Origin of the sequence: Psychrobacillus insolitus, assembly GCF_003254155.1 — a bacterium.
Classification (GTDB): domain Bacteria; phylum Bacillota; class Bacilli; order Bacillales_A; family Planococcaceae; genus Psychrobacillus; species Psychrobacillus insolitus.
On the sequence record NZ_QKZI01000004.1, the window covers coordinates 151280 to 165004 of the forward strand.

The 13725-nt window shown below is 35.5% G+C and carries 14 protein-coding genes; 8 read left to right on the forward strand and 6 right to left on the reverse strand.

The features are described from left to right. Window positions 1–227: 227 nt before the first annotated feature. The 4 genes from C7437_RS11195 to C7437_RS11210 all read left to right on the forward strand — a co-directional run bounded on the left by C7437_RS11195 (window position 228) and on the right by C7437_RS11210 (window position 3512). Window positions 228–998, forward strand: coding sequence for an SDR family NAD(P)-dependent oxidoreductase (locus C7437_RS11195; RefSeq protein WP_111439783.1), 771 nt, complete (start codon window positions 228–230; stop codon window positions 996–998). 265 nt (window positions 999–1263) lie between these two features. After that, complete coding sequence (locus C7437_RS11200) at window positions 1264–2013, forward strand: methionine ABC transporter ATP-binding protein (protein ID WP_111439785.1); 750 nt, start codon at window positions 1264–1266, stop codon at window positions 2011–2013. Next, window positions 2006–2668 carry a methionine ABC transporter permease gene (locus C7437_RS11205; protein WP_111439786.1) on the forward strand — a complete coding sequence of 221 codons (663 nt, stop codon included), beginning with the start codon at window positions 2006–2008 and terminating at the stop codon, window positions 2666–2668. The genes C7437_RS11200 and C7437_RS11205 overlap by 8 nt, the downstream gene beginning before the upstream one ends. Window positions 2669–2684: 16 nt before the next feature. Next, entirely contained in the window at window positions 2685–3512 is an 828-nt protein-coding gene (locus tag C7437_RS11210) for a MetQ/NlpA family ABC transporter substrate-binding protein (RefSeq protein ID WP_111439788.1), read from the forward strand. 98 nt (window positions 3513–3610) lie between these two features. Here C7437_RS11210 and C7437_RS11215 read toward each other — a convergent pair whose 3' ends face one another. Further along, on the reverse strand, window positions 3611–3817 hold the full coding sequence (locus C7437_RS11215) for a hypothetical protein (protein WP_111439790.1): 207 nt from the start codon (window positions 3815–3817) through the stop codon (window positions 3611–3613). A 200-nt stretch (window positions 3818–4017) separates the two neighbouring features. Here C7437_RS11215 and C7437_RS11220 point away from each other — a divergent pair, with 200 nt between their 5' ends. After that, on the forward strand, window positions 4018–4620 hold the full coding sequence (locus tag C7437_RS11220) for a hypothetical protein (protein ID WP_111439792.1): 603 nt from the start codon (window positions 4018–4020) through the stop codon (window positions 4618–4620). A gap of 361 nt (window positions 4621–4981) precedes the next feature. Then, window positions 4982–5944 (forward strand): SMP-30/gluconolactonase/LRE family protein, encoded by a 963-nt coding sequence (locus C7437_RS11225; protein ID WP_111439793.1) that lies wholly within the window; start codon window positions 4982–4984, stop codon window positions 5942–5944. A gap of 549 nt (window positions 5945–6493) precedes the next feature. Here C7437_RS11225 and C7437_RS11230 read toward each other — a convergent pair. From C7437_RS11230 to C7437_RS11250, 5 genes are all read right to left on the reverse strand, one after another. Next, a complete protein-coding gene (locus C7437_RS11230; protein WP_111439795.1) occupies window positions 6494–7996 on the reverse strand; it encodes a malate:quinone oxidoreductase in 1503 nt (500 codons plus the stop codon). Window positions 7997–8181: 185 nt separating this feature from the next. Next, window positions 8182–8796, reverse strand: coding sequence for an NUDIX hydrolase (locus C7437_RS11235; protein WP_111439797.1), 615 nt, complete (start codon window positions 8794–8796; stop codon window positions 8182–8184). A gap of 103 nt (window positions 8797–8899) precedes the next feature. Continuing rightward, on the reverse strand, window positions 8900–9967 hold the full coding sequence (gene rlmN / locus C7437_RS11240) for a dual-specificity RNA methyltransferase RlmN (protein WP_111439798.1): 1068 nt from the start codon (window positions 9965–9967) through the stop codon (window positions 8900–8902). A gap of 78 nt (window positions 9968–10045) precedes the next feature. Then, window positions 10046–11278, reverse strand: coding sequence for a Fic family protein (locus C7437_RS11245; protein WP_111439800.1), 1233 nt, complete (start codon window positions 11276–11278; stop codon window positions 10046–10048). Between the two features lie 143 nt (window positions 11279–11421). Next, a complete protein-coding gene (locus C7437_RS11250) occupies window positions 11422–11919 on the reverse strand; it encodes an LURP-one-related/scramblase family protein (RefSeq protein ID WP_111439801.1) in 498 nt (165 codons plus the stop codon). Between the two features lie 327 nt (window positions 11920–12246). On the opposite strand from C7437_RS11250, the gene C7437_RS11255 reads away from it, so the two are divergent. Both C7437_RS11255 and pgeF read left to right on the forward strand, forming a co-directional pair. Continuing rightward, complete coding sequence (locus tag C7437_RS11255) at window positions 12247–12780, forward strand: ECF transporter S component (protein ID WP_211310011.1); 534 nt, start codon at window positions 12247–12249, stop codon at window positions 12778–12780. A gap of 116 nt (window positions 12781–12896) precedes the next feature. Then, the gene (gene pgeF, locus C7437_RS11260) at window positions 12897–13658 is read left to right on the forward strand and encodes a peptidoglycan editing factor PgeF (RefSeq protein ID WP_111439805.1); all 762 of its coding nucleotides are present in this window, start codon (window positions 12897–12899) and stop codon (window positions 13656–13658) included. Window positions 13659–13725 lie beyond the last annotated feature (67 nt).

Here is a 13725-nt window from a genome sequence, read left to right on the forward strand (position 1 = left end):
ATTTATACGGTCAGAAAGTATGATTTTATGTTTCCCTATGCTTGGAACAAACATAAATGTTTCTTACAGAGGGACAAATTTCAAACAAAGCATTATCATTGACAGGATTTATTAAAAGTAATAATATAATTATGGATATATATTTAATTCGAGATATGCAAATTCAGGATATCTCGAATTATTTCCTTACAACATTATGAAGACTAGATAATAGGAGGAGAAAGTATATGAGTTTTTCAAATAAAGTAGTTATTGTTACTGGTGCAGCAGGTGGAATCGGGAAAGAAGTTGTACGTAAATTAGCAAATGCACAAGCAAAAGTTGTATTAGTCGATTTAAACGAAGATGCTATTAAAGCCGTGCAAACAGAACTTCAATTAACGGATGAAAATAGCTTAATCGTAAAAGCAGACGTTTCTAATGAAGAAAACGTGAAAAACTATGTAGACCAAACTATATCAAAATTCGGCCGTATTGATGGTTTTGTCAACAATGCTGGTGTTGAAGGACCTGCTAAAAATCTTGAAGAAATCACAGAAAAAGAGTTTGACTTTGTTTACGGCATCAACGTAAAAGGCGTATTCTTTGGCTTAAAATATGTATTACCAGTCATGAAGGAACAAAAATCGGGATCAATCGTTAATACTTCGTCGGTTGCTGGTTTAATCGGTTCACCAAGTATGATGCTATATAATTCATCGAAGCATGCGGTTATGGGGATTAATAAAGTTGCAGCGCTTGAAGCAGCTCCATTTAATGTACGTGTTAATACCGTTAACCCAGGTGTCATTAATACTCAAATGATGCGTAATATAGAAGCTAAAGTTGCACCAGGAGCTGCTGAAGCAGCACAATCAGCGTATAACGATGCTGTTCCAATGAAGCGTTATGGAGAACCTGAAGAAGTAGCGAATGTCATTACATTCTTACTTTCAGACGAAGCGTCATACGTCAGCTCGTCATCATTTACGATTGATGGGGCATTATATAACGTATAAGTATAAACTAACTAGACAAGTATTATGTATGTGAGCATGCATATGTTTCAGACTATAACCGCAGTCAGATAAGATTGACTTTGGTTATAGTCTTTTTGTTTTCATTTTTTTTTTGCTAGGCTACAAACCACTTCAAAAAAACCAAATCAACTTCCAACCACATTACTTCCAGTTGTTCGTCCCCTCTCGCTATCCCAAATGACAGTCCGAGTATAATAAGCTATAATTGTAGTCACCCTTCAACTACTAGAAACGGGGTTTTTTTATGATTAAATTACATAATGTCAGTAAAAGTTTTTCGCAATTTCAGGCCATTAAATCTGTGTTTTTAACGATAGATCAAGGAGAGATTCATGGAATTATTGGGGCTAGTGGAGCTGGTAAATCCACTTTGCTGAGGCATATGAATTTGTTGGAAATCCCAGATGAAGGTGAAGTAGAAGTAAATGGGCAAAAGTTAACAAGTTTGAGCAGCAAAGAACTTCGACAAGCACGGAAATCAATAGGGATGATTTTTCAACATTTTAATCTAGTGGCAAACAAAACGGTTTACGAGAATGTAGCGGTATCCTTAGAGATCACAAACTTTCCTAAAAAAGAACGTAAGAACCGCGTGTTGGAGTGCCTTCAATTTGTTGGGTTGGAGAGTTCACTGGAAAAATATCCTGCACAATTAAGCGGCGGACAAAAGCAGCGTGTTGGAATTGCCAGAGCATTAGCAAATAAGCCACAAGTTTTGTTATGTGATGAACCAACCTCCTCTCTCGATCCAAATACAACTGCTGAAATATTAGGCGTATTAGAAAATATAAATAAAAGCCTAGGCGTTACCATTGTCATTGTCAGTCATGAGATGGAAGTGATTAAAAGTATATGTAATCGAGTAACTGTCATGGAAGCTGGAGAAATATACGACACAGTATTAATAGAACCAACAAGCATTCAAATAATAGATAATAGCCCTAGATACTATGTAGAGCAATTAACTAAGGGTGGTGGGATGGACGATGCCTGAGTTATTAGTTCAATATGAAACTGAAATTTGGACGTCCATTGGAGAAACTTTTGTAATGGTTGGTGTATCAATTCTTGCCGCAATTCTAATAGGCCTCCCAGTTGGAACGTTTCTTTTCTTATGTAGGAAAGGCCAAGTGCTTGAGAACCAGTTTGTTTTTTCGATTTTAAATTTATTGGTTAATATTATACGTTCTTTTCCGTTTTTATTATTAGTTGTTTTTTTAATTCCATTTACAAGATTAGTCCTTGGGACAGCTATTGGCACAGCAGCGGCAACTGTTCCGTTATCCATAATAGCCATTGCTCATTATTCGAGGTTAGTTGAACAATCTTTATTGGAAGTACCAAAAGGTGTAATAGAAGCGGCTATATCTATGGGTGCTTCTATTCAGGACATTATATTTAAGTTTCTTTATGTGGAAGCTCGTTCGGGATTTGTACTCGGATTAACAACATCGATTATTAGTTTTATTTCCTATTCGACGATCATGGGAGTAGTTGGTGGTGGTGGTATAGGTGACTTTGCCATTCGGTACGGGTATCAACAATTTAAAACAGAGTTAATGATTTATATGATTATTATTATGGTCATACTAGTACAGCTCATACAATTTTTTGGAACAACTGTATCCAGAATGATTGATAAAAGATAAATAATAGGAGGACAACATGAAAAAATTACTTTTTCTAATTTCAATATGTATATTAGTTTTGGCTGGTTGTGGCCAAGAGCAAGAGGCGAATAAAGAAGGAAATACGCAAGAAAATGAACAAGAAGTAGTAACATTGAAAATAGCGACGTTAATTCCCCCAATGACAGAAATTCTTGACCTTGTTAAACCAAAATTGGCAGAGGAATCAATTAATCTTGAAATTATTGTATTAGGAGACAATGTTCAGCCTAATACTGCACTAGCAGCAAAAGAAGTAGACGTTAACTTCTTCCAACACGTTCCCTATATGGAGGAATTCAATAGAAACAATGATGCAGAATTAGTTCCAGTTGTACCTATCTATTTTGCGAATTATGGTACTTATTCTAAAGAATACAATTCGATGGACGAATTACCAGAGGAAGCCGTTATCGCGATTGCAAATGATGTTTCAAATATCGATCGTTCGTTAGCATTGTTAGCTCAACATGATGTGATCAAGTTACAAGAAAAAACTGGTCCATACTATACAAAAGCTGATATTGTGGAAAATCCAAAAAACTATAAGTTTGAGGAAGTCGATTTGTTAATGTTAGCAAGAATGTATGATGACGCTGATGCAGTAATCATGACACCTGCTTATGCCGCACCACTGGGATTGACGCCAAAAAGTGATGCGCTCCTAACAGAAGGTGACGAAAATGACTTTGCGATTACGCTAGTAGCACGTAAAGATAATGCGGATAATGAGTCGATTAAAAAGCTAGCTGAAGCTATGACGAGCCCAGAAGTTCGCGAGTTTTTAGGAAAAAATTATAACGAAACAGCAATTCCGGCATTCTAATACAAATAAAGGCTATACAAGTTGTTTTCACGACTTGTATAGCCTTTATTTCTGACACTTGGTAAAAAACTATCTATATCCAAAATTATTAAACATACTTATTTGAAATCATTGTTTGAAGCTTTATCTGCTTTAATGCCTTTCGCTAAATAAAAAATTAACGTCACTGCTCCTGAAGCGGCAACAATCATGCTGATCAAGAAGCCTGTAATCCATAGACCAAAATCCACTTTTAAGTCGACAAACATAAAAGTAGCCAACATCACCGCACCAATAAACATCAGCACTACTCCGATTTTTTTCAATGGTGAACCTCCTCTTGCTGTAACACAAAGAATTTATCCTTCTTCTCATCTTACCGAAATAACGCTAGGTTTCGCAAATAATTAATAACTAGTCGTAGCATTACGATTTCTATATCGCTAAATTTTTAGGTCGAAATACCGATATAGATAATAAGAAGATTAACTATTTTCAATACTTAAGATGTGAGGAGCGTGTAAACTTGGAAGTAAATAGAAGTACTAACGTTAATAGTAGAGAACTATATTCAAATCAGCCATCTAAAATATCTAAAAAACAAGATTCCATCGATTCAAGTGTATTACCAAGTAAGGATAGTGTAGAAATATCTAGCGAAGCATTAGCTGTTTCAACGAATGGAAAAATGTCTGCCACTGAACGTGGAACATTAATAGAACAGTTAAAAACAGAACAAGAGCAAAATAAACAAAAGTTAATTGATTATGTACGTGAATCATTCGCTACACAAGGAAATAGTCTATCCAACATTAATGATATATGGAAATTCATCGCAAGTGGTGAGTATACAGTAGATGCGGAAACAAAAGCTGCTGCAACTGAAGCTATATCAGAAGATGGAGAGTTCGGGGTGAAAAAAACCTCTGAACGAATTTTCCAATTTGCATTAGCATTAACTGGTGGAGATGAGAAGCTTATGAAGAATATGCAAAAAGCTATTAAAGAAGGATTTAGTCAAGCTACAGAAGCATGGGGTAAGGAATTACCAAGTATTACAAGTGATACTTATGATACGGTTACCAAAAAATTCGATGATTTTTACAATAGCTTAAAAGTAAATGTATGAGATTTCCTTTTTTAAAAACTAGGTATTAGAAAAGACAAAACAATACAAATATTTTCTCTTAAGCATCATTTTATATGACTTTTTGAAATACTTATTACCAATGTCATTTCCTATCTTCGTGAGAAAAATCCTCTAACATAGACGAAAAAAACTGAATTTTCATAAAAATCCAGTTGTTTTTTACGTAGTTTATATTCCCAATATTGTGATAAATTTAAATAACGTTCACTCTCTCTTATGTCTTTTTCGTTTAACAATTGGAGATTGATTAATTGAGACTACGCGTTCCTCAAGTGCTAAAAAATTCAACATTTCATTACTGCGTTAAATATCCGCAAGACTAAAAGGAGGAATTCAAGAGATGAAGAAAAAGGTATTAGTAGTAACAATATTATTCCTACTCTCCCTTGTAACGGTTGCTGGAGCAAAATCATTATTTGTATCACAACCAGTACCAACAAAGGAAAGGCATTCTATTTCAGAAATCATTTCTCCTAAAAGCCAATGGGAAAAGGTAGCTACTGGTAGTGGATTCATGGAAGGTATTAATTTTGATCGTAACGGAAAAATATGGATGGTCAATCCAGCCACTGGAGAAATCATGACTGTCGAAGCCGACAAGGTTTCTGTTGTTGGCGAAAAATACCAGCTCCCTGTTGGAGCAAAGTTTCACAAGGACGGACGCCTTTTTATCACTGATCTAACTGGAGAACTTTATGCTTACAACACTACTACTGGAGAGCGTACGACCATTGTTAATTCGTTCAATGGCTTACCTTTAAATGGACTTAATGACCTAGTATTTGATAATTCAGGTGGGGTTTATTTTACCGAGCCCATGGGATCTAGCGCAACCAAGCCGATAGGCCGTGTCTTCTATCTGCCCCCGGACGGTTCTGAATTGCAACTCTTTCAGGAAAATATAGCTTATCCAAATGGCATTGCTCTATCGGCAGACGGTCAACGTGTTTATATCTCTGAATTTGCCAAAAATCAAATTATCTCTGTCCCATCAACGAATGCTAAAGACCAACGAGAAACACCGTTTGTTTTCGGGCAGTTTGAAGGCGGAATAGGTCCAGATGGATTAGCCGTCGATACTAAGGGGAATCTTTATGTGGCACATTTCCAAGCTGGGGAAATTGCCGTACTTGACGCTAGTGGATTTAAATACGGTACGATTCGATTGCCTAAGGATGCAGGAACATTCACCACCAATCTAGCTTTTCATAATGGATACCTGTATGTAACCGAGTCTTTGAAAAACGAGGTCTGGCGTATTAATGTTAAACAAAAAGGTTTGCAGCCTTACGGTTTACAATAGGCCATTTAATGTTAGCAACTTTAGTTATTTGATCCTTCGATTATTTATATAAAAACACAACTCCTCTCTTGTTAGTAATAGAGAGGAGTTGTGTTTTTATAAATATAATACTTGCCTACAATCCGTTAGCTGTAGTTGTTCATCTCACTTGCTTTTATTCCAGGCGTTTTTTTATAGGAAATCAACCGTCATTGTAATTGTAAGCCCCGCTAGAAGATACGTGAAAAATAAACTCAACAGAAAACACTTCTTTCAAATTTGATGACTTCATACGCCCGTTTATTTATATATTAACATAGATATATCCAAAACTTAGCATTCATTAATGATCTCAATAACGAGAGAAAAACAGCAGCTGAGTAAGTTTACGCGGAAAATACTATCCAAAGCGATCTAGAAAAAACCGTACATACCGCGTTCGAAGTCGTTGAAATTCTTATACATTCTTGTTTTTCTTAAAAAAAGAAGGAACCTTAATTCTAAGGTTCCTTCTTTAAAATATTCTCTTATTCAAATATTCTTATACTACCCTTGTTTTACAACAAAAAATTAAACTTGTTGCGCATATTTTTCACTTAGACCAAGCTTTTGATCCGTTGAGGCATGAAGTTCATCAAGAAGCTCTGGGTTGTCCATTAATGACAAGCCATAAGAAGGAATCATTTCTTTTATTTTCGGTTCCCACTCTTTTATATGTTCCGGGAAACATTTAGTTAAGATCTCAAGCATAACATGAACAGCAGTAGAAGCACCTGGAGAAGCACCTAGCAATGCAGCTATCGAGCCATCCTCAGCAGTAACAACTTCCGTACCAAATTGAAGTGTTCCTTTACCTCCAGCCTCCGTATCTTTAATAACTTGCACACGTTGACCTGCTACGACTATTTCCCAGTCCTCTGTTTTAGCGTTCGGGATAAACTCTCGTAAATCATCCATACGCTTTTCATTGGATAACATAACTTGTTGGATCAGGTATTTTGTAAGTGACATCTCTTTTGCGCCTGCCGCCAACATAGTGAATACATTGTTTGGTTTTACAGAACCTAACAAGTCAAACATTGAACCTGTTTTTAAGAACTTTGGCGAGAAACCAGCAAAAGGTCCAAACAACAATGATTTTTTGTTGTCGATAAATCTTGTATCCAGATGTGGAACAGACATTGGAGGAGCTCCAACCTTAGCTTTACCATACACTTTTGCATGATGCTGAGCTACAACCTCTGGATTATTACATACCATAAATAGTCCACTTACCGGGAATCCTCCAATATGTTTCGATTCAGGGATACCCGTTTTTTGTAGTAAAGGCAGACTTCCGCCACCACCGCCGATAAAGACAAATTTCGCAGTATGATATTCAATTTTACCGTTATCTAGATCACGCACTTTTAATTCCCACAAGCCGTCGCTAGTACGCTTAATATCTTCAACAGTATGGTTATAATTTATATCCACATTTTTGGTCTTTAAATTGTCAAACATCATGTTAGTTAAGGCACCGAAATTGACATCAGTTCCAGAGTCGATTTTAGTTGCCGCTATCGGTTCATCCGATGTACGACCTTCCATAATAAGCGGAAGCCATTCCATCATTTTTCCTGGTTCCTCTGAAAATTCCATCCCTTTAAATAGAGGATTGTTTGATAGCGCTTCAAAACGTTTTTTCAAAAACGTTACATTATCTTCCCCCATTACTAAACTCATATGAGGCAATGGCATGATAAAATCTTGCGGATTACGGATCAGACCGCTGTCTACAAGATAAGACCAAAACTGTCTTGAAAGCTGAAACTGTTCATTTATTTGTATTGCTTTGCTAATATCTATAGATCCGTCTGCTTTTTCTGAGGTATAGTTAAGCTCGCACAGTGCAGAATGTCCGGTTCCTGCATTATTCCATTCGTTAGAGCTTTCTTCTCCTGCTTTTGCAAGCTTCTCAAACACTGTAACTTTCCATTCCGGTACTAATTCTTTTAGTAATGATCCCAAAGTCGCACTCATAACTCCAGCACCAATTAGGATAACGTCTGTTTTAGTTGAGTTGTTACTCATTTTTTACCATCCTTTATTCTCTATTATTTGCAAAAAAGGATTCAGGCGCGACCGAGTCACACACCTTTTCTGTATGAATAAATTTATAAACTTATAATAGTTTAGCACAATTTTTACAAAATTAAAATATACACCACTATAATGTTAGCTAGTTTAAGTTCCTTTTGCTATAAGATTCCTACCGTTCACTTTATTATCTCTATAAAATGTTTTAATACCCTAGCAGTTAAACCCCAAATGGTATATTTCTCATAGTCATAAAACCATTCTTCTATATCGCGTGATGTCCATTGGTACTTATCCCCGTTAACTATTTTTTCATAGGGGAAATTGGTTAAAGGCATCGGTTGAACCGATATTGTATGCATATAGGGCTCGTGTCTCAGCAGCCATTTGACCGGTATAGTGAATGTTTCTTCTACCTCTTGCTTATTGAATGGGTAGATTTCATGGTGGTCAATGATCGCTACAAATGGATAGACGACAAAGGAAGACGACGCAATATAAGCGCTCATTTGTCCCAAAACATTTATGCTTGCTGGATCTATACCCAATTCTTCATGTGTTTCTCGTATGGCTGCTTCTAACGGTGAATTATCTGTGGGATCAATTCGACCACCTGGAAAACTAATATCACCTGGCTGTTTTCTCATTGTTAGAGACCGCACTTCGAAAAGGACATGCCATTCTTCATTCACTTGAACAAGTGGGATCATAATAGCTGAACGGAAAGCTGTTTCCTCTCCGATGAATAGAGATTGATTGTGGTATAAATCATTCTTCAGCTTGTCCAGAAACATAGACTCTCCCCCTTGCATTGTTTATATAGTTTCATCGTATCATTAATATTTCTTTAGATAAAGGTTGTAAAGTAACCAAGCTTGGTTACTTTATAGAAGAAATTTAATGTACTTTCTCTTTTTTAAGTTGCTTGCTTCTCAACTGACCACAAGCTGCATCAATATCTGTTCCATGTTCTTGGCGGATTTTGCAGTTTACGCCTCTCTTTTTCAGTGTATCATAGAAAGATAACACCGATTCTTTCTCACTTCTTTGGTACTGACTATGCTCATCCACAGGATTATACGGAATTAAGTTCACATATAATTGATCCTTGATATCGCTAAGAAGATCGGCAAGTTGCTCTGCTTCCTCTTTGTGGTCATTTACATCCTTCAGTAAAATATATTCAATCGTAATGCGACGGTTGTTTTTTGCTAAATAATATTTAAGTGACTCCATTAGTTTTTCAATCGGCATCGCACGATTTATTTTCATAATTCTAGTACGCAGTTCATTATTTGGTGCATGCAAGGATATCGCTAGATTTACCGGTATTTTAGTATCCGTAAATTCATAAATCTTGTTGATGATTCCACTTGTCGATACTGTAATTCTTCTAGCTGCAATAGCAAGTCCTTTATGATCAATAACCACATTTAAAAAGTCCATCAGATTAACAAAGTTATCAAATGGCTCACCAATCCCCATCACGACAACATGACTCACGATTTCCCCTTGCCCTATTTTATCGAGATGAAGTTGAACATTCATAATTTGTTCTACAATTTCACCACTTGTTAAATCACGGCTTTTCGCAAGTAACCCACTCGCACAAAAACTACAACCAATGTTACAGCCTACTTGAGTAGTCACACATACTGAAATACCATATTTATGTCTCATCATAACCGTTTCAATCAAGTTTCCATCCTGTAACCTAAACAAAAACTTAATTGTCCCATCCGCTGCTTCTTGCTTTACTTGCTCACTTAATGAATGAACAGTGAAGTGATCTGTCAATAACTGAACACATTCTTGATTCACATCTGTCATGTCAGAAAAACCAGTTACACGTTTCCGGTAAAGCCAATTCCAAACTTGCAAAGCCCTCGATTTTTTATGCCCACGTTCTAAGAGCCACTCTGTCAATTGATTTAACGTTAATCCATAAATAGATTGCTTACTCATCATTTGCCTCTTTTCTTGATAATTACTTCATTTACTTTGATGCTATTCACTTGTTTCATTTAGTGTGTACATACCATTTCACAATACCAATATGTTTTCCAAAAATTCACCATGCACTTTATACACTTTAGGTTTCTGGCTAACTAATTTCACATAGCCTTCATGTTCCAAATTATCCATGATTTTATTTACCATATATCTTGAGTTCTTTGATATTTTCATCAGCTTAGTTACAGGTATATTTGTTTCATCATCAACAAATATAGTTAAACTAGTTATAAGTCTTAATAAATTTCGTTCATCTTTACGTTCTGTCCATTCATCACTTGTAAAGTATTCATTGATACGTTCTAATTTAGCCAAATTTAATTCCAAATCTTCTATAATTCCTTCTTGTCCCGAAGAAAGTAATTCTAGCATATCTACCAAGTAAAATGTGATTTCTCCTTTATTTAAAGGGGATGGTATTTCTTCTAGCGCTTTATAATATTTTACTTTATTTTTATTGACTGCATATGAAAAAGTAATCGCAGAATATCTATCCAAATATCTTGCCAAGTAACTACAAACTAATAATCTACCTGTTCGACCATTACCATCATAAAAAGGATGAATATATTCATAGTAATAGTGTGCAACCATATATTGATATAATTGTGGCTGTGATTTATCGTCTAGATAATTTATTAATGCATGTAGTGCTTCAATAATTTTCTCCTCAGAACTAACACCTATATGTGTAGTAGAAATTCCATTAGTCACCTCTACATAGCCCTGTCTAAACAAGTCACCATCTGGAGCGTTTTTATTGTCAATCTCATCTGATACTAAATCATCATATAGCGTCCTAAAATCTGCAACCTCTTTAAAGGGCTTGATATGATCGATATACATATAGGTTTTCAATAAACCTTTAAATCTCTTGTTTTTTGCGTCAGACTGCTCTAGTTCACTTAATAATTCCTTTAGTTCTTTTTTGGTACTCCTAACACCTTCAATTTCGTTCGTGCTTTGGGCTTCATTAACAATTAGTTTGTGAAAATATGGTTCCACTATATACAAAGGAAGTTTACTGATCAGTGAAGATATTTTAGAACTATTTAATAACACTTTATTATTCAAAGACATTAGTTTTTTTGTATTCACATAAAATAGTGGATAGGATTCTTTCACTAAATGACCTTTACGAAAACCTTGAATGGTTAAAGGGGTCAAATAACTTCCATAACTATTCTTTCTTTTTTCAAGTTCACTTTTATACATATCCTGATCTATTTTATAAAAAAGCTTTGATAATTTTTCATAGTTCACTAATACCACTTCCTTATTTTAAAAATAAGCTATTTTTTAAATTATATGCCTAATGTAATTACTTTTAAACAAAAAATATAGTAATTTTTAAATAACAACTTCTTAATTATTATAAGAATAGTGTTAGTACCTACCAACCTAAATTAAATCGTCGATGCTGAGGAAGCAGCCGCCTGGTCAGCCTTCACGCAATCAATAGCAACAACCAACGCAATAATGACAGCCTCCATCTCCTCATTCAATATTTGAACTTTATAGCTATCGCCCCAAGTGAACCACTCCTTGTTCACTTTACCCACGACTATGCCATGCTGTAAGACCTGAAAATCCATATCCCACCAGTTACCATTTACTTCAATGTCTACCGCATCAATCGTATAGCGTGCTTTAAAGAAGGAAAACTCCTTCTTAATCGTTAACATCTCTTGGCCATTAACCTCAACAAAAAACTTCGGTAAAAAGCTGAACACCTTTTTCGTAATTAGGGCGACTTCATCTCTTTCTGTATTCATAATGGAGAAAGTCTTTGGGATTTGCATAAAACTTCCCTCTACGTAATAGACATCCTTCTCACCCTGATCCTTTACAGTAAATTTGCCACCTAGACTCAATACCTTCTGCTTTATATAAAGTTGCTTCATACTACGCCTCCTTCGATATAGCATATTAATATAGCTCAGATTTCATCATACATATTAATAGTGATAGACATACATTGCTAATCTATTTAATACATAAAAACTCATTTACTTAAGATACGATTCTGCGTATCATTTTTTTTTGGCATTGTTTATCCTATTTCAGATCTAGAAGTCTTTATTTCATGATTATACACTTTTAACTTCCGATTTTCCTTCAAACTGGCACCTAAGTTTTACGATAAATTGACACTTTTAAAAATACCAGCCTTTTGATAAGGTTATCAGTAAATTCAAAATTGATTTTAATAGGGAAGAAGGATTATTACTATGAACAAAACAACGAGTTATTCGAAATCACGCACTTTTAATATGATTCTAACAGCAATGTTAATAGCACTCGTATTCGTTGCAACACTCACTTTAAACATTAGATTACCTATCGCAGCAAATGGTGGCTTGGTTCATCTTGGAACAGCAATGCTCTTTATCGCATCTATTCTTTTCGGTCCTAAAAAAGCAGCACTCGCTGGAGCTCTTGGTATGGGGTTGTTTGATTTAGTATCTGGTTGGACATTGTGGGCACCCTTCACAGTTGTGGCTCGTGGCTTGCAGGGATACATAGTTGGAAAAATTGCTTGGTCTTTCGGCCGCAAAGGAAATAGTATGGGTTTCAATATACTAGCTACCATCGTTTCGATTCCCTTCATGTTAGCTGTTTATTACATTTGTGAGCGGGTTCTATATGGTAGTTGGATTATTCCACTTGCTTCGATTCCTGGAAATATAGTTCAAAATGTTGTGGGAATCATTATAGCAATTCCGGTTTGTATTGTGCTGAAAAAAGTTTCTGTTTTTAAATAGTTATTATTTTATAAAACAACATGAACCTCTCGCCATTAAAATAGCGAGAGGTTCATTGTCTGTTACTTCCCTATACATCTTTAACGAACTAATATATATTAACAACAGGTGATGAGATGAAAACAAAAATATATGTAAATAACGATCAGTTTATAACAGGAATGACCCTTAAAGATGAAAGCGAATTTGAAAACAATAACATGGCTCTTCATGTATGTGAGAACCCTAAAGATATAATAGAAAATCGCCAAAAATTAGCTACTTCACTACATTGCAAGCTCGATGATTTCGTTTGTGCAAACCAAACACATAGCGCAAATTCCCATCGGGTCACACTTGCAGATAAAGGTCGAGGTGCAAAACAATTGGAAACTGCCATTGTAGATACGGACGCCCTGTATACGTATGAGCCTAATCTGTTACTATGTAGCTTTTCTGCCGATTGTGTTCCGGTGATTTTTTACAATGTAGTGAATGGGCTTATTGGAGTCGTTCATTCCGGGTGGCAAGGCACAATCAAAGAAATTACCCCGAAACTTTTTGAGCATTTAGTACAAGATGAACAATGTAATCCGAGTGATTTTCATGTCCAAATTGGCGCAGCTCTGAGTCAGGATAAATTTGAAGTGGATAAAGATGTGTATGTAAAATTCAAAGACCTTGGGTATGCAGATGAATTTATGTATTACAATGACAAAACCAACAAGTATCACATTGATAATCAGAAAACCGTGAAAAAGCAATGTGAACTAGCTGGTATTCCTTCTGAACAAATTACAATCGATCAAACCTGCACGTATTTAAATCCGGATGGTTTCTCTTATCGTCAAGACAAACAAAGTGGAAGACATCTGAGTTTTATTATGAAAAAAGGTTGAAAGTTAAACTAGATATAGAGATTGGTTTATTCAGGAATAGTGGTTAGTAGCTTCTTCCTCTGCATGC

Coding starts and splice junctions, on each gene's coding strand:
- C7437_RS11205 (WP_111439786.1), top strand. CDS start 2,006: ATGCCTGAGTTATTAGTTCAATATGAAACTGAAATTTGGACGTCCATT.
- C7437_RS11235 (WP_111439797.1), bottom strand. CDS start 8,796: ATGTTTCTGGACAAGCTGAAGAATGATTTATACCACAATCAATCTCTA.
- pgeF (WP_111439805.1), top strand. CDS start 12,897: ATGAAAACAAAAATATATGTAAATAACGATCAGTTTATAACAGGAATG.
- C7437_RS11250 (WP_111439801.1), bottom strand. CDS start 11,919: ATGAAGCAACTTTATATAAAGCAGAAGGTATTGAGTCTAGGTGGCAAA.
- C7437_RS11210 (WP_111439788.1), top strand. CDS start 2,685: ATGAAAAAATTACTTTTTCTAATTTCAATATGTATATTAGTTTTGGCT.
- C7437_RS11255 (WP_211310011.1), top strand. CDS start 12,247: ATGAACAAAACAACGAGTTATTCGAAATCACGCACTTTTAATATGATT.
- rlmN (WP_111439798.1), bottom strand. CDS start 9,967: ATGAGTAAGCAATCTATTTATGGATTAACGTTAAATCAATTGACAGAG.
- C7437_RS11195 (WP_111439783.1), top strand. CDS start 228: ATGAGTTTTTCAAATAAAGTAGTTATTGTTACTGGTGCAGCAGGTGGA.
- C7437_RS11200 (WP_111439785.1), top strand. CDS start 1,264: ATGATTAAATTACATAATGTCAGTAAAAGTTTTTCGCAATTTCAGGCC.
- C7437_RS11225 (WP_111439793.1), top strand. CDS start 4,982: ATGAAGAAAAAGGTATTAGTAGTAACAATATTATTCCTACTCTCCCTT.
- C7437_RS11230 (WP_111439795.1), bottom strand. CDS start 7,996: ATGAGTAACAACTCAACTAAAACAGACGTTATCCTAATTGGTGCTGGA.